Source organism: Citrobacter sp. NCU1 (assembly GCF_010231475.1).
In the GTDB taxonomy this organism is placed as follows: Bacteria; Pseudomonadota; Gammaproteobacteria; order Enterobacterales; family Enterobacteriaceae; genus Citrobacter_D.
Window position 1 is genome coordinate 88,006 of record NZ_NRDO01000017.1, and the last position, 17,046, is coordinate 105,051.

General features: G+C 52.0%; 10 protein-coding genes and 1 pseudogene. All 11 read right to left on the bottom strand.

Annotated features, from left to right (window positions below; genetic code table 11):
* Positions 1-117 precede the first annotated feature (117 nt).
* The 11 genes and pseudogenes from tssE to CJP72_RS07405 all read right to left on the bottom strand — a co-directional run bounded on the left by tssE (position 118) and on the right by CJP72_RS07405 (position 17,024).
* The gene (gene tssE / locus CJP72_RS07355; RefSeq protein ID WP_162380226.1) at positions 118-573 is read right to left on the bottom strand and encodes a type VI secretion system baseplate subunit TssE; all 456 of its coding nucleotides are present in this window, start codon (positions 571-573) and stop codon (positions 118-120) included.
* Position 574: 1 nt separating this feature from the next.
* On the bottom strand, positions 575-1,114 hold the full coding sequence (tssJ, locus tag CJP72_RS07360; protein WP_193568627.1) for a type VI secretion system lipoprotein TssJ: 540 nt from the start codon (positions 1,112-1,114) through the stop codon (positions 575-577).
* Positions 1,095-2,144: a type VI secretion system baseplate subunit TssG gene (gene tssG, locus CJP72_RS07365; protein WP_193568634.1), complete on the bottom strand. Its 1,050-nt coding sequence runs from the start codon at positions 2,142-2,144 to the stop codon at positions 1,095-1,097. Before tssG ends, tssJ begins: the two co-directional genes overlap by 20 nt.
* A complete protein-coding gene (gene tssF / locus CJP72_RS07370) occupies positions 2,144-3,907 on the bottom strand; it encodes a type VI secretion system baseplate subunit TssF (RefSeq protein ID WP_162380229.1) in 1,764 nt (587 codons plus the stop codon). Before tssF ends, tssG begins: the two co-directional genes overlap by 1 nt.
* A gap of 635 nt (positions 3,908-4,542) precedes the next feature.
* Positions 4,543-6,111: pseudogene (gene tssA, locus CJP72_RS07375) on the bottom strand (type VI secretion system protein TssA).
* Positions 6,111-9,542, bottom strand: coding sequence for an ImcF-related family protein (locus CJP72_RS07380; RefSeq protein WP_162380230.1), 3,432 nt, complete (start codon positions 9,540-9,542; stop codon positions 6,111-6,113). The pseudogene tssA and the gene CJP72_RS07380 overlap by 1 nt, the downstream one beginning before the upstream one ends.
* Positions 9,543-9,563: 21 nt before the next feature.
* Positions 9,564-10,745 carry a hypothetical protein gene (locus CJP72_RS07385; RefSeq protein ID WP_162380231.1) on the bottom strand — a complete coding sequence of 394 codons (1,182 nt, stop codon included), beginning with the start codon at positions 10,743-10,745 and terminating at the stop codon, positions 9,564-9,566.
* Between the two features lie 3 nt (positions 10,746-10,748).
* Positions 10,749-11,006, bottom strand: coding sequence for a PAAR domain-containing protein (locus CJP72_RS07390; protein WP_162380232.1), 258 nt, complete (start codon positions 11,004-11,006; stop codon positions 10,749-10,751).
* A gap of 116 nt (positions 11,007-11,122) precedes the next feature.
* Positions 11,123-12,091: an SUMF1/EgtB/PvdO family nonheme iron enzyme gene (locus CJP72_RS07395; RefSeq protein ID WP_162380233.1), complete on the bottom strand. Its 969-nt coding sequence runs from the start codon at positions 12,089-12,091 to the stop codon at positions 11,123-11,125.
* Between the two features lie 11 nt (positions 12,092-12,102).
* Positions 12,103-14,493 (bottom strand): hypothetical protein, encoded by a 2,391-nt coding sequence (locus CJP72_RS07400; protein ID WP_162380234.1) that lies wholly within the window; start codon positions 14,491-14,493, stop codon positions 12,103-12,105.
* 14 nt (positions 14,494-14,507) lie between these two features.
* On the bottom strand, positions 14,508-17,024 hold the full coding sequence (locus tag CJP72_RS07405; protein WP_162380235.1) for a type VI secretion system Vgr family protein: 2,517 nt from the start codon (positions 17,022-17,024) through the stop codon (positions 14,508-14,510).
* Between the last annotated feature and the right edge of the window lie 22 nt (positions 17,025-17,046).

The following is a 17,046-nucleotide window of genomic DNA, read 5'->3' on the forward strand; positions in this document are numbered from 1 at the left end:
ATCGACCAGAGGATTGGTTTCACAGAACACCCGGCCAATAAATCGCGGTCTTCCTCTATAGAAATCAATTGCTGGCGCAGTAAATCCCAGCCTCGCTGCATCAGATTCCCCCGATTCTCAAAGTGCAGACCGCATGTCGACATACTGCTGCTGTTTAAGGTGCCTTATGAGTATTCTCCCCTCAGGCATAAATTCCGTGCCATAGCGTACCAGGCCCCCCCCCTTCAGCTCTGCATCAATGGCATAGCGCAGTTCGCCCAACATGGTCTGTGGTAACAGCACTACATCGATACGTTTCAGGCGCGGTTCGTATTTCAGCAATACGGCGGAAAGGTTTTGCATCAACTGATGTGCAGTGCCCGGCAGACCCTGCAGGATTTTGGTCATATCCGGCAGACCGTAGTCCGGCAGGTACGCCAGCGTCCCAGCCCGGCAGTTGAGGATGCGCTGCATGTTGTCGAGGACCGAGAGGATGACCTGGTTTTGCTCACTGACCTGATGCAAATCAAGGCCGCCGGAGAAGTTGCCGTAAAGTGCTTCGTACAACGAGGGAGCATTATGGCGATGTGGCATCTCAGTCATCCTTTAGCGGCTGCAGTGTCAGCCGGTTGTTGCTGGCTTCAATAATGCGTGGCTTGTCCGGCTCGAGGTCGTCGCGGGTCAGGGTAATACGCCAGGTATTGTTTGCCTGATCCGGTGTCATAAACATCCCCACCACCGCGACAAACTGCGCCGCTTTATCCAGGGGTATATCCAGCGTCACGGACTCGCCCGGACGCAGACAGACATCTTTTTCTGCCAGCAGGTCAGCTTTAATCGCCTGGCTGTCGTCGGCAAACAGCGACGGGTAGTCCGTGCTGTCAAACGCCTTACGGTCTTTCAACTGATAAATACGCACCACGGTGGTAAGGGCCACCCCTTTCGCATTGTTGTTCACCCCCTCGCGGGCCTGAATATCCAGATGCAATGTTTTCACCTGTTTGTAAAAAATGGACTTCGTCACCGAGACGGTGCTGTCCTTCACGCTTTGCGTCAGTCCACAACCGGTTAATGCAGTCGTCATCAGAAACGATACCAGCCATATGACTGAAGGCTTACCAGCGGTAATCGCCATCTTCATCGTGCTCCCTTCGGTGAGTGTTTTCCTGCACGCGCTGATAGCGCCCCAGGTTTATGGTGATGATGTTTTTGGTATTCCGTTGTGGGTTAAGTGGTCGCAGTACTGCCGTACGCCCGAGCTGAACCGCATTCTTTTCATTGCAGGACAGTTGCGCATCCCCCAGCAGATGACGGGCAACGCAGAGCTGTAACCGCACATCCAGATGCGAACCAAGATAAACATGCAGCAACGCCATCAGGTCCTGATGCAACTCGCCGCCCGGTAGCCAGCCTCTGACCTCATCAGGATTGTCCGTGGAAATACGCAGCAGCACCTGTCCGTTAGCATCGGTGCCGTGGTGGCCCATCACCGGACGGTGTTTCAGGCAGACAGGTCGCCGGGTGCTCAACGCAACGTGTTGTTTCAGCGGGATACGCTGGCGGTCATGGTGATACACCGCTGAGCGGGTATCCGGGGCCAGCAGGCTGACCAGCGCCTCCACTCCCTCAGCCGTACGCCCCGGCAGCAACATCACCGGCAGCAGTGCCAGAAAACGCGACAATGGCGTACCCGCAGCCTGTGCGCAACCGGGTATTCCCAGACCTGCCAGACCCAGCAGATACTGCGACGTGTCGTCACACCCTCCAGGCTCATACGTGGCCGGCCAGGAGTACTTGCGCCAGATACGGTAGTACTGGGTGATGAGCCGATGATTGAATATATCGAGGAAGTCCCGGGTCGCCTCATACCCTTCCCGCTGCTGGGTAATATCATCGATATAGTGCGTCGGCAGTGGCGATTCCACGCCGTACAGCCCCATAAAGGTAACCTGCACCGACGGCGGCAGATGGCGATGTTCCGGGTCGACCATCCCCTTAATTTCACTGGCCGGGAACCCCATTCCCGCATGTGGACGAAAGCGTACTGGTTCCATACCCACCTGCCAGTGACTGCCGAAAACCGGCACATCGGGCTGGCTGTGCTCCAGCAACTGGCAGAAGCGGTAAAAATTCATGTACGGCAACTGAGGCCGCAACTGCGCCATCAGCCGGGCAGGCGCGGGCTGTGATTTTCTTTCCACCGGATACATTTCCCTTCAGGCTGAACAATCAACGTAAGCTGGTTAAACTGGTTCATATCGGCATACAGCGCGAAAAAGCGGTTAAGCATCTCACCAAACAGGTGAACATCTCCCTCGCCGGTAAAGCCATTGCTGTCGAGAGTCACCTCCACATCCAGACCACGCAGTAGAAAACCGTCCTCAAAACGCTGGATACGGTGATGCTGCACCGCAAGGATGGCATCGAGACGACGGTTATTCAGTTCATCATCCCGCCAGTTATACAGTGAGAGCGTCCCGCGCAGCACATCTGCACTGCTCATCATGTTGAGAAAACGGGTCCCCAGATGGCTCATGATCCGCCAGTGGAAACGGTCTTCCGCAGGCGGATAAACCGGCAGTGTGGGTTTACACAGATTGCGCACAACAGGCGGCGTTTCGAACACCTGTTCGCAGCGGTCGAGCAAGGTGCTCTGCAGCGCCCTGCGGGGTAGCTGACCATTAGTGCCAGTGATACGCAGCGACACGGTTTCATTCTGCAGAATACGGTCTGTCTCCCACTGCTGACCGCCGAGAATAAGCCAGGTATCGTGCATGCCCGTCACTCCTCGTTTTACGCGGGTGTGGTAGTAGCGCTCAGGGGACTGACGACGCATCATGCCGCCCTGATGGCGAAAGCTGGTGAACGGCACGTAGCGAGCATCCCCGGTCCGCCCGGAACCAGTGACACTGTCCACCGAATAAATCTCGGTATACCCGTCCTGTAAACGTTTCGGGCGCAGCATGTACTCACTTTCCAGCCCACTGATGGTCAACGGATCGGCTTCAAGGGTGAACAGGTTAATGACCGGCACACAGTGCAAACGCAGACTATTTATGGTGACAGGTAAGTCGCTCTGCCAGACCTGGCTGAAGACCACTTCAATATCGAAATGCGCGATACCAGCGGGAAGCGTGGCGCTGTCCAACCCGTTGAGATGCACAAACATAAACTTTTCACGAAAGGTGAAATATTCCAGCAACAACTGATAACCGCTGAAGGCGGCTCCCCCTTTCGGCCACAGCCCATCTTCACTGCCAAAGCCGCCGGGCGAGAAGTAACCGTCAAATTTAATCCGGTCAGTCTGGCCCGGCAGACGGATATACAACCCCGCCTGACGCTTTGTAAGCATCAGATGCAGATGACTTCCGGTGACCGCATCCTCTCCAAGGTACAGAGGCAGATGGTGAAGGTCAGTCTGCGACCAGTCTGCCTGCTCACTGCACGCAAAGCGCATCCGCAGAGCTGAGCGGCCATCCAGCTCCGTAGTCATGGTGATACTGGAAATCACCAGCGGATTCAATGCCATATCACGCGTGGTGCGGTAGTGGCAGACGGTGTTTTTCGGCCCCACAGGTCGGGACATCACTTCCAGCCCGGCAGGCACCCTCTCCCCCATTTTCATTGCCGGAACGTCCGGTGTGAAGCCCACCACCGACAGCGACGGAATGGTACGCATGTAATGCGGCCACAACTGGCTCACCAGCCCTTCCGTCAACTCCGGCAAGTCATCATCAATTTTTTCACGCAGCCGCCCCATAGAGAAGGCAAAACCTTCGAACAGGCGCTCAACATAAGGGTCAGGTGTTCCGGCCTTGTCCAGATCGAGCATCGCAGCCCGGTCAGGGTGGGCCTGGGCAAACTCTTTGGCCGCCTCGCGCAGGTAGCGCATTTCGGCGTCAAAATAACGCAGGGTTAAATCTTCCATGAAGGTTCTCTTCTGGGATAGTTAGCATCCCTGGTTCAAATAACAGTACTGTTTTTTCCAGCAATTTTTTTAACGCTCAACCTGAGCGATAAAATAAATCCAAAAACAAAGGAAAATTACAAAAAGTAGCGCAACTGACAGCTCCCACAATCATGGTCAGAGTGAATATCACGACCCGCCTGAACAGAGTGCAGACAACCCAGCCAGTGGCATAAATAACAAATAAAAAAACAACATGGGAATAGTGTTACAACAGCAATACGTCTTTTCTTTCTTGCCAGCCCATGCTGAACACCATTACACATTTAAAATGGGCGTACACAAAAAAGCATTCAGCGACTTATCCAGATAACGAAATCAGCCCCCCTATAACAAACGCCATCCTGCTTTCATTAAATACCATGCCCTACTAAATCGAATGAACACAATTGAACATGTCATAAATAACCCTGGGTTTATTATTAATAAACAGATATTTTTCAGTGCCTGCCAGTCAATAATTAATTTGTATTTCTCACTTCCCATAGATCCGAATAATCCTGTTTTTCATTTTCTGATAATATACAGCGAGTAGATCCAGGAAAAATATGAAGAGAGAAGAAAGTACTCATTTAATCATATCCATTGCAATCGTCTTATCCACACAACACCGCAGCCCTGGCCGGGTCGATGGCAATCAATCCCGACAGCAGTTGCTCCATTTCAGGCAATAGCCGGAGCTTGTCAGCCTCACTGCGCCCGGCCTTCATCCGCAACAGTTTCAGACGGCGGGCCTGCACTTCAAACAGCAAGTCTGGCTCCCACTGCATCAAGGTGAGATTGGTGGCATTACCGTCCAGCTCGCCCAGCAGGTGCAACGCAAGCTCATTTTTGCCGACCTGTTCAGCGATGCGAGCCATCAGCAGGCGCAGCAGCCAGTGGCTGCGCACGGTGGTGATGCCAGGACGATTCTGTAGCCAGGCCAGCGCCGCCTCCGGGCCCTCGCTGTCGGCAATGGACAGCGCCTCAGCCTCCAGGTGCAGAATCCCATCATCAGCAGAAACGGGAGTCGCACTGGCAGTCTCATCCCGCCATCCTGTGCCGTTCTCCATCACCTGCCGCTGTATCCAGTTCAGCGTCACCTCGTCGGCAAACGGTGTACCGTCGTTAAACGCCAGAACGTCCAGCCCCGGCAGGCGAGAAAGTAGCCCTTTCAGGTCGTTCTGAATAATCGCCGCTTCGGTTTCCCGTCCCGATTTCAGCAGCGCCTGATGCAGATACCACTGGATATCCAGCCACAAATGATTCGCGCCTCTGGAGAGCACGCTGTCCGCTTCCTCCAGCAATTCTCGCCAGCTCTGTTGCAGGTACAGGCGTTTGAGCAGCGCCCGCTGGTCCGGTTTTGGTGGCTCGATGCGGGTTTTGCCATCAGCCTGCTGCAACGGCAACTGATGCAGGGTGTCGTGACGGACACTCTTCATCAACCGGTGTGCCGAAAGCCAGCCGTCAGGCTGGTCACGCAGGTAATCTGCCAGAATGCGCGACTGAGCAAGTAATTCCTGCCCGGAGCGGATATCGCTCAACACAGGGGCGTGCGTGTTCGTTGTGGGTGTTTCATCACCAACGTTCTGCGGCACCACCGCATCCACGCCGCCCGATTTTTGCAGACGCGTTTCCAGCGCGCTGAATAATGTGGCGGGGACGCTGTCTTCTGCGCTCTGCTCCATGAGTAACAAGGCCCCCGCAATACGCAGGGTGTCGGTACTGTTCACTTCCGGGTAGCGTGACAGACTGTCGAGCATACGTGAACTGCCCAGCCACTCCAGCGCCCCCTGACGACTGCGCTCACGCTGCGGGTGCAGTTGCGCGTTAAAGCGCTGCATAAGCCCGGCCAGCAGCTCCAGACCATCCGCCAGACCCGCTTCGCCATCACGACACATCCGCGCCCAGGCGTACCAGGCGGCAACGCGGATATCCTTTGCTGTGGTCGTCAGCAATTTTTCAGCGAGTGTGCAGATCAGGTCAATTTCGGCGCCGGAGAGCTTATTGACCTCCTCACATATCTGCTAAAAGTCGTCGTCATAGCCGGGGTCATCCCCGGTGGGGTTATCTGCGAAAACAGGCTGCAACCATTTATCCCACAAAGCCAGCCTGTGTTGTGTCTGCTGCGCCAGCGCGTCCTGTTCTACCTGACATGCCGCCAGCAGGGTGTGAAGGGAGGCCATCAGTTTATCTCTCCGTCATCAGTATCCGTTGCATTACGCGGATCCGCAGCATCCTGCGCAGTTGCCGTGGTATCAATGCTAAATATCGAATCAGGCAGGATGAAATTACGCAGTTTCAGCAGCGCCAGTGGACCTTCACCGGCCTCCGTGCGCAGGGTGTAGTTGAGCGGTAACCCATCCTGCGCCAGCCAGCTCAGGCTGTAGCTGCTCCCGACGCCGGGATAGGCACTGACCGCGGCTTTATCCAGCAGGCGTATCCAGCCCCAGGCACCGGACATATCGGCATACTGACGGGTTCCGGCCTGAGTACTTATCCAGCTTAACGCTGCCCCCGGAGCTTCGGTATCCTCGGGCCAGGAAAACCGTTTCCAGGCAGGCATTTGATTCATGTAGACCAGCTTCTGACTGTCAATAATCAGCGTGGTCTGCATTACATCGGCGGCCGTACCCGGTCGCAGTTCGAAGGACAGGCCCGCCTCACCATTGGTGAACACCACATCCGAAATATGACTTAAGGTATCTACCGCCTGCAAAAATGTCGGACTGAAGGTCAGTCCCTGGGCGTTGATACCATCCGGCACCCAGTGGCTGCCCTCTTTATGCAGCACCCCGTTGAGGCGGGTCTGCAGGAACCGGGTAATGCGCCCGGAGTCGGCGTTGAGGTATTTCGCCAGCAGCGGCAGGGAGACCTCACTGTTAACATCTTTAAATGGATAACGCCCACCAAACGCGCTGTTCCAGTCATTAACGACGGCGCTGCGCCACTGTGCGTTGAGGCTATCGGCTGCCGGTTGCAGCACCTGCTGCCACGCCTGCTCCATCGGACGGACAAACACCGTCTGCCCGAAGCCACTCCACTCCTGCCCCAGCCCGGCCGCCACCAGACTGCCGTAATCGCGGGTTTCGGTTAAATCCACCGCCTTTCCCTGGAACACCGTCTGCGCCAGCGTCTGCGTCATCTCCTGTGGATCTGCGGCATTGGTCACCTGCTGAAGACGCAGACGCACCTGGGTGACGCGGGTAAGGAAGGTCTGCAAACTCAGGTCTGTGTTGCCGACGGCTTTCGCCTGATTGTCCATCAACGCCAGCACCGGACCAAAGGTCGCATCCAGCGGTCCATGCGCACCGCCACTCTGGTCAATAGCCGGTGATTTATCACTGCCAAACAAATTTTTCGCCGATTTGACCAGCGAGTCGGAGATGGCCTCACCGGCCTGCCCGGTTCGGCCCTGGATATTCAGGGTATTCATCAGTGCCACCAGCGGTGACTGGCGCACATCGGCCATCAGGGTGAGTTGATCGATGGCATCCGACAATGTGGCAGAATTTTGCCAGCGCAGGCTGTTGAGAAAATCAAGCCATGCCCCGCCAAAATCAGCAAAGTAACGCGCTGTCAGGCGTTGCTTCAGGGCTTCCGGCGACGTCTGCTGCGCTGCGGGCTGTTTGCTGTCACTCAGTACCCAATCCATCTCCTCACGGCGCTCGCTCACCACGTTCTCGATAGCTGGCTGCACTGCGTCCTCCCATGCCTGGCGGGTAAACATCCCGGGCACCACTTCATCCGTCGTAAACAATCGCGACGCATCGGTCTCCCCGGTCATGTCGGCCAGACGCATATCAGCATACTGGTTAGCCACCTGTGTCAGCATTTTTTGATACAGCGTGGACTCACTGTTGCGCATCCCCATCTGGCGTACCAGCAGGGTGCGGGCCTGGATTACCAGTGATTCGTCAGCGCTAAGATGCCACTGTGGATGTGAGGGTAATTGCGCCCCGTAGAAGGCGAGCAATGAAGGCGCAATACCCTGCCATGCAGCATCCGACACCCCCAGGCGTTTCGGCCAGTCACGCAGCAATTGCCTGCTGAACCAGGCCGCATCCATTCTCTTCGGGCGAGCCAGCATCAGATACAGTTTTAACTGGTCGTAGGCGGTTTTCGCTATCTGTTCGCGAAGCGAACTGTCGGGAGGTAATTGTACAAACGTACGGAGTTGCTGTTGCAGGTGCGTAGCCGCAGCATCGCGCAGCAACGGTAACGCAGCCCCGGCGTAGCGTGGAAACGCCGCCGCCAGCAGCGCATCGTTCTGACTCAGGCCGCCCCGAAAATACCAGGGTACGCCGTGCTGTGACCGGTACTGTAAACGGGCTATTGTTTTCTGAAGCTCCGACAGGGCATGCAGACGCGCCGCCAGTGGCGGTTTGTCGGTGGAAAGTTGCTGAATCTGCTCCCTGACATCGGCCGCCAGATTACGGTTGCTGATAAAAGAGACAGCCATTGAGACGACCCACAGCGCCATCAGGGCAACAACGCTCACACTCACCACCTGTTGCCAGCGGACACCAGGTTTACGCGGCCGTAGGTCTGTCGGTAACGCCAGGACGGAATCAGTCAGAATATTCCAGCGGTTATCCTTTCCCCAGTGGTGAGCCACGCTGCGATCTGCCCCGACAGAGGGCGCACTGAATACGACCCCGGCCAGCGGCAAAGGACGATACGGGTTAAGCAGTACGGATAACGGCGCAATCACGCTGTCCGGTTCACGGGTGAGCTGGTCGGCCAGCGCGAGTAAAAAGTGATGACGTGACTCGCCAGAAACCTGCTGAATACCCTGCGCAGTCAGAACCGGCACCAGCGCATTTAACTGACCGGCCAGTGTCTCAGAGGTGCATCCTGCGGGCAGCAAGCAGCCGACCGACTGAGTGACGCGCCCGGGCTGCTGTCCGGCGCGCAAATGCAGTGACCAGACGTACAGCGGAATCTGCCAGCCCAGTGCGCCAGAGCGTGCGTTAAGGGCATGCACCAGGCTGTCCATTGTTGCAGGGGAAGGCGACGAGACCGGTTCCCTTTCAGCCCCGGAGAGGCGGTCGAAGGCCGATGTTACCCACACCATGCCATCCACAGGACGAAAGCGCAGTTTACGCAGAGCGTTCAGCCAGCTGGTATCGACAGGTGTTGCCGGGTCCCCGCCCCACAGTAGCAATGTACCCTGATCTTCCTGCCAAAACTCCTGGGTCAGTTTAGGGGTGAGTTGCTCAACATCGGCAATACTGCCAGTAACCAGCAGGATGCGTACTTTGCGGGACCAGCCACGGCCGTAGGTATGACGAAGATACAAGCTTATATTCTTAAGCGTTTCGCTGTATTTTTCTTTGTCAGCACGCGTTATATCTTCCTGCGGATGATTGTTACCTGATAACTCCCGAAGCCGTTGAATAAAACTCAGGGAAATAAGCCACTGCCGCAACCGGACAAAGATATCGTCACAAAGCAGGATGAATAAGCACAGTCCCGCCACCGCCAGCGACGCTGTCAGCTTTTTCTCTGTCGTATGCAGATGGACAAGAGGATTTTCAGTCCAGATAAGAGATCCGCCCACCGCCACAATCAGTAAAATGATTAACCACGTACTGAGGCGTTTTTTCTTTTTCACGTCACTATCCTTTGCGTCACATTATGCCGGGCGAACAACAACCATTTGCGTAGTTTTATCGCCCACGACCAGCCACTGAGCCATACCTGAGGCAACAGCGTGTTCACCGGCACAAACCAGGGCAATATGACTCACTGCCGCACCTGGCCTGCCAAAAGCATCATCCAGAACCAGTTCCCCTTTTTTAGCGGATATATAGCCCAACTGGTCCATCGCCTGAAGAAGAGGTGTCAGTGCCTCGCTTTTCACCTGCGCACGCCAGAAATACCAGGGCAGTCCAGGCGTGACCTTTCCCCAGTTCGCCACGTCTGCCACGGCTTCTCCGGCATTTTTGACCTCAACCGGCCGATGTATCCACATTTGCGGCGTGATGCGTTGCCGATCCAGCCAGACAGGAGAAGCCAGCAACAGGGCGGAGACTGACTCAGCCTGCTGGTCCCGTGGCTGCAGGAATAAATTGATTTCAACGGAAAGAAGCAGTGTGTCATCCTGTCTGTCGAGCCACTCATCAATCCACATCAGCCCGTCATTTTCCGTGCTGACGCTGACATTACTGACAGCTTGTGATGCAGGAAAAACCGCCTGCCAGGCTGTGGCAATCTGCTCATTTTTCAACACACCATCGTGATGGAGGTGAACCTCAAGCTCCCCGGTAAAGCCCACCAGCCCGGAGCGAAGTTGTTGCATGACTCGGACCAGCACCAGTCCCAGCCGCGACTGATATTCTTCTTCACTGAAATTTTTTAATGCCGGAGAAAGCGAGGCCGTGGTCAGTACAGACTGAAGGGCTGTGGAGTATTGTGTCTGAAGCACATTCCCTCCCTGTAAAAGCGCCACAGCAAGTTTGTTGCTGGCTACCGGCGTGACGTAACTCATCCCCAGCACGCCCACAGCCTGCTGCCCCAGTAAAACCTGCTCGTCATACTGCTTTTGGTGCAAATGGTTCCACCACAGAACGCGGTCACGTTTATTCTCATAGTGTCGCAGCCTGGCAATAAAGCTTGCCAGCCCTGCGGCAAAAGAGACCATTAGTGTGCAAAACCAGAACCAGGCAGAATGGGTGGATGATCCCTCAGGCCTGAGCGTAAGCAGCAGCACAGCGCCCACAACCATGAACAGAACAATCACCAGAAACCAGCGGGATTTATCTGGAGGAACGGGTAAAGGCTCTGCTTTCGGGATTTGTTTAAGGTCAACTGGCATAAATTAACGTTTTCCGGCGTTGGGTAATGAAGAAATCAACGTGCAGCCGCAGCCACAACGATGATTATGCAGAGCCACGGGCTTGCCATTAATTTTTGAACCTTCATCACCCTCAGCAATAAACGTTTCACCATGAACGGGACAGGACACTTTATCCATCTGGCAGGCAATTTCTAGCCCCATAAATTTTACGCCAGAGCTACCTTCAAGCACTGTGCCACCATGAGTGGTTTTATCATTAATACGAATAACACTCTGCATATAGCGATCCTTAATTATAAATAGCGAGCCACGATCATTGATAGTTATGGAGTGATTTGATTTTTTATCGAAAAATCATTAAAAAAAGAATAAAGAGAGAGACGCTATTTTCACAGTTATTTTATTGGCAAAGGTGAATTTACGGCGCAGCGAATGGTCGAATCCAAAGGAAAATCACTATTATTTGTTTTTTGGTGTCTATCGATAGTGATCCCCCCCACACCTATATTAGAATAATCCTTTCCTCGTAGGACTTTCATGTAACCGCCTTTGTCATCATCCTTAACAACAGACTTATCCGGTCCTTGCGGGTCTTTGCGTGGTGATTTTGAATAATAATCAGGATCATACCAGTCATTAGTCCACTCAAAACCATTTCCGGCCATATCATACACCCCTAACGGGTTGGGGGGATATTTGTCCCCAGGGAACGCGACAAAGAGGCTATTAACACCCTCATTATCTTCAGCATCTTGCCGATCATAATCTGTTGCGATATTCTCTCCTCGCCCCGATTTCCCCGCACGCAGCGTGTTATCATCAGTCGCTACAATTCTGTATTGCCCACGGCTTCGGGCAGCATATTCCCACTGAGCTTCCGTTGGTAATGAAAATGGCAGATTGGTCACTGTAGCTAACCAATGGCAATATTTACTGGCGTCATCCCAGTTAGCATGCGCTGGATGAGTCGGATATTTTCCCATCAAATTAATATCTTTTTGCAGTAGTGCATTAGAATTTGTTTTTTTAGATTGTTTTGTATAATCCAAATAAAAATCATACTCCTGATTTGTGGTTTTAATTTTACTTATCGAGTAACTGGTTAACTCAACCTCATGCGCAGGTTTATTGTCTTTGCCTCCTGTACAAAATGCCCCACCGTTACGCATTTTTTTGCAAAAATCCCCCATCCAGAATGTTCCACCCTGAACAAAAACAAGATTTGATTTTACCTGTGTGATAAACGCTCGTAGTTCCTCCTGCTCATTTGGTGAGTGAGAGTCCGGTTTGGTATCCGTTTTTTTATTATCGCAGGCAGAAAGTAGTAGTATGCATATTGCGGCAAAAGTAAATTTATATCTCACAATAAAATCCTTTAATAGTTATCGTGTTCATTCAGAGGGTTCAAATCCAATAACTTTGAATAATGTTCATTGCTCTTATTGCATAACAAGTAATCTTGTCGAAAGTTTGGAGCAAAAGGGTAGCCAAATGTAGGTTCTTTTTTGAGGTTTTGCATCCATGCCTGAAACTCAGCATCGGCAAGCGCTTTATAATGCTGATCCATTTTACTATCCTGATTAATACCGTGTTGGAGTGTACGCCGTAAGACGTCCATTCGTTCCAGCATAATCTGTTCTGTCGTCCCAGAGGAGTCGACTTTATAACCATCTTCGGTCATATGAGTTAGCACCATCTCCCACTCACGCAATGTCTGAATACTGTGCAATATAAACAGTATTGCCGACTTCCTGTCATGAAAAGGGTCGACCAAAACAGGAACAACAGGATAAAGCCCCATAGATACATAATTTTTTGTATAATCCCATCCATCAACAGGGTTGACTATATTATCAGTATCCAGAGAATCATAAGCCATCTCCTGAGAAAGCAGGAATAACAGTATGCCTTTACCTTCTGGAGTTAAGGTATAAACATAATCATGATTATCTTTTATTGAGGTGGCTAAACTATTTCTTTTTGTTGAGTCTTGAATTTCAGATTGTATTTCCGATGATAATTTTTTCATAAAACCAGAAAATTCAAGATACACATCAACAAACCCAGCCTTTAAACCCTCATAATAATTTTTATATTTCTCCATTCCGCCCATAATCATTACATAGGTGAGAGTCATAAATGCTTCTTCAGAAAACATCTCGAAGTGATGAAAATCCATGCCATAAAGCTGATAAATTGCCCAGATAGCAAACTCACCAAATAATTCCGGTGTGATCTCCCCTTTTAAATCACCTTTAGCGCCAGGCCCCAGAGCCACATTCGCTTCAATATGGTAAATAAACCGTCCTTTAGAGAAAGCTATCTTAAAAGAACCACCAAGCGCGGCCGCTATCTCAACATCTCCACTCCAGGTAAATGACGCGAAATCAACAAACTCTCCTTTGGCCGGACCTGTCGCCTTGTCCTTGTCAGTGAGATCTTTTGAAAGCACTGAGTTCATCAATGCCGGATCGCCACCAAATGTTTGTACAATATCAGGCAGTTTATTAACCAATGAATCAAATGGCTTAAGCCACTGTAGCGCCCCCCCAATGCTCGCCCCGACTCTGGCACCACCGAAAGCCCCTGCGCTCACTTCCAGGCTTTGCTGTTCAGCATCGCTACCCACCTGTTTTTCTTTCTCTTTGCTTTCTTCGAGTTCAATCCCTTTTTGTCGCTCCTGAAACGTCGAGCTGTCCTTACGCCGTCCCATGAGCAATTGCTTTCCTCCCATGGTGACACACTGTAGATTCCCTTCAACCTGAGCAGACGCCCCCACATACCCCGTCAACCCCGCGCATAATTTTGCCCGAAGTACACCCAAATCAGCCGTCTTTTTTGCATCATTAATAATAAACTTTAGTTGCCAGCCTATCCTGTCCGGCATATAGAAAGTTGTATCAAGATGACCGGAGAAGACTGTTAATTCGACCTTCGCCTCGCCTTTTATTTTTGTTTCACCTGTCAGAGAATCCCATTCAGTATTGCAACCTGCATTGGCAGTAAGTCGTAAAAACTGGGCACCCGCCGAGACATCAATATACCGTCCTTCTTTACTGTAATCGGGTTGCTTATTCCAGGAACCAGCCCAGTCTGTCAGCGATGTCTGGTAATCCGTTTCCAGCTGAGACGTTATTTTAGTTCCTAATTTTTCCTCAGCTATTTTTTTCAGCTTACCCAATTTATCTTTAAGATTTTTTTCATCAATTACTTTAGTGTTACTCTTTTTATCTTCAACATAAATAGACCCACCATCAACATCCTTTAATTTAACCGGTGTGATTTTATCCTTATAAAGCGTAAAGGTGCCATTTTTTACATAAGAATAACGCCTGCCATAGGTGGATTTTTTATTAGGTTCCAGTGGAATCAATTCAACAACAGGTTCTTTGTAGCCTGTTTGCTCATCAAATTCACCCAACTCAGTCTGGAGTTTTTTTGCTGCATCCCGGAACTTAGTTTCTTTTGTTGTTACGTCCTCCAGCAACGGGGCGTTTTTCTCCTGATTGGCGATATCAGGCATTTGTTTCCCATATGCTTCAATGGCGTCTGAGTAAGCCTTTTTAGCATTATGGTGTTCATCCACCAGCTTCATTAGCGCTGAGCCCGCTTTGTCGAATTCGCCTGCAACCGAATCATCAAGAAAGATAACTTCTTCTGTGTCTGGCCGGAAATAAGCAGTACAGCCTTTATGATAAACAACAGCGGTATTATTATTGTTTTTGCTTAATTTATGCTCTGCCACTGGTTTCTCTTGTTCATTCATCCTGTCCTCCCTGATTATTCAAAAAACATTTTGATTGATTTCGGGTCAATACCGTAATGCGATTGCGTATAGCCATTTTCATCTGTTGCACCACGAATAATCTGCCCATCTTCTGTTTCGATTCGGTAAGGAATATACGGCTTTGGTTGATTACTGGACTGGTCCAGTACCTGAAATCCACCATTCATTGGGTTATGAAATTCGGGATCGCTCACTGACATGGGGGAGAGTACTTGCTCAAGCGAAGCATTTCCGCCCCAGAGAATACTGGCACTTTTCATGTCTATTTTTCCGGGAGCACCAATTTCCACGGCACCGTCTTTGATTTTGATATACGCGCCGCCTTTACTGGTGAGCGTGATCCCCTGAGCCGCATTCAGTACTATCTCACCACTGATGCTGTTGATGTTGATGGCTTTATCTGACTGGAGGCGCATGGCATCAGTTTGTGCCTGAATATCCACCATGCCTCTGGCTGCAAATAGCTTCACTCCCATCTTCTGAGCAAACAGGCTGATGGCTTCACCCGCTGCGACCGTGAGTTTCTTCATGATGCCCATATCCACATTCTCTCCCGCAGTGGCGGTCAGAGTATGGCCGGCAGAGAGCTGGATATTTTGCGGTGTCACCAGACCAATACCCTCAGGTGCAGAAGCCAACAATCCTGCCCCTTTTAACTGCGCAAGAATGCTGCCAAGCTGTTGCTGGGACCCTGTGTCGGCTTCTGACGCTCCGGATACACTGGCACTTTGTGCGAGGGTCGTCACCAATTGCAGCGCCCCCTGTAGCTGTGCAATAGCGGCATTCATGTCCAGCATTTGTCCCTGTGCTTTCGACTGGTTATCGGCGCTAATGAAAATCCCCTTGCCTCCCCGGATGCTTACCCAGTCATCCGTACGCAGTTCTGCCCCTTCGCCCCGCAACGCCCTGGACGCATCCACATTGTGCCCCAGGTTCAGTTGCGTCTTACCACCATACTCGGTGCTGAGCTTGATATGCTCTTCGCCACGCTTATCCTCCATCCTCAGTTTGTTCAGGCCAGCAGTGCGAATGATGTTGCGGGTGCTGTTCTTCTCGGTAACGTGATCAACGTGGCGGGAGTCGTGTAGCGCGTGAGCAATATACGGCCTGTCCGGGTCACCTTCGTGGAAGGCGATAGCGACTTCGGTCCCCTGAATCAACGGGAAATGAAAGCCGTATACGTCACCGCCGTAGGGTTTGGCGAGACGGACCGGCATACTCTCTTTACCCTGCTGCTTATCATCGCGGTCAGCATCAAATTTCACCCGGTACAGTCCGGACGCATCCTGCCAGGCGTAAATGTCGTTCGCCTTCGCGCTGGTGACGCGTGCGGTCAGCGTCCCACTGACCGTCGGCCGTGGCAGCAATGGAGGCCGCCAGCAGATTGTTTCGCTGTAGGGAACGGCCAGCAGGGCCACCTGTAGCGCATTTTTTCGGCTGCCGGTAAACCCTGTTCCCGTAATAAGAACCGGGTTTTGTAGTACAGCCGGTAAGGTTGGCGGCAAACTGTCGGTAATGGTGACGACCTGAGCGGGTGCCAGTGACGCATCAGTACTGGTGCCGGTTATCCGGGTCTGATTTGCCAGAAAGCGCTCATGGTCGAGACGGGCGTAAAAGTTGGCGGTTTCAGCACTGGGGGCAATTTTGTCGCCACGTTCAAGGTGACGCAGCCTGTAGTGATATACCTCACCGTAAGTATTCCCTTCACCATCACCCCGGGTCATGTCCGCCGGAACAGATTGCAGTACGCTTTGAGCCTCACGGTGATTGTAGTCCCGGGTGGTGACGTTCGCTTCCACGACGTGGTGGGAAACGTTCAGCCCCCACACCGACTCTGCGCCGTTGTCGCTCATCCCCGACGGGCTGTTTATCGCCAGTTTTTTATCAAACATTAATCCGCGCCGGGCATCAATAAAATGCACGACCTCGGTCTGCGCATCTTTCTGTAAGGTGAAGAAATAAAAGATCCCTACTTCCGCCAGCAGACGCTGAATAAACGCCAGGTCGCTTTCCTGGTATTGATTTATCTGCTCGCGTTTCGGGTAGCTCTGCTTGAGATTAAATTCATATTCCCAGCCTTGCAGCGCGTGATCCTGCAATACCTGCGTCACCACTTCCGGCACGGATTTATTGACGAAAAAACGGTGCGAACGAAACTGCTTATCCAGTAAGGAGAGGAAAGGTTCGAGGGTTATCTGGTACGTTGACTGATCTTCCGAGCTGCTGATACGCCGGAAGGCCGTCACCACACCATGCACCCGTTTGCACTCGGTCAGACTCTGCAATATGCCGCCACTCATTGTCAGTGTGGCAGGCTTGCTGATTACCTGTGTGGCATCAATATCTTTCCCGGTACTGGTGAAATTAATATTGTAATAATAAAGCTCGCTTAGTTTTTCCTTACCACTGAACTCTTCAACATCCAGTGGAGAAGTACAGGAAGGAATATTCAGTTGATAACGATTCAGGGTAGTTTTATTGATACTGTTCAGTGTATCAGTCAGACTCATGATTTTTACTCCATGCAAATAT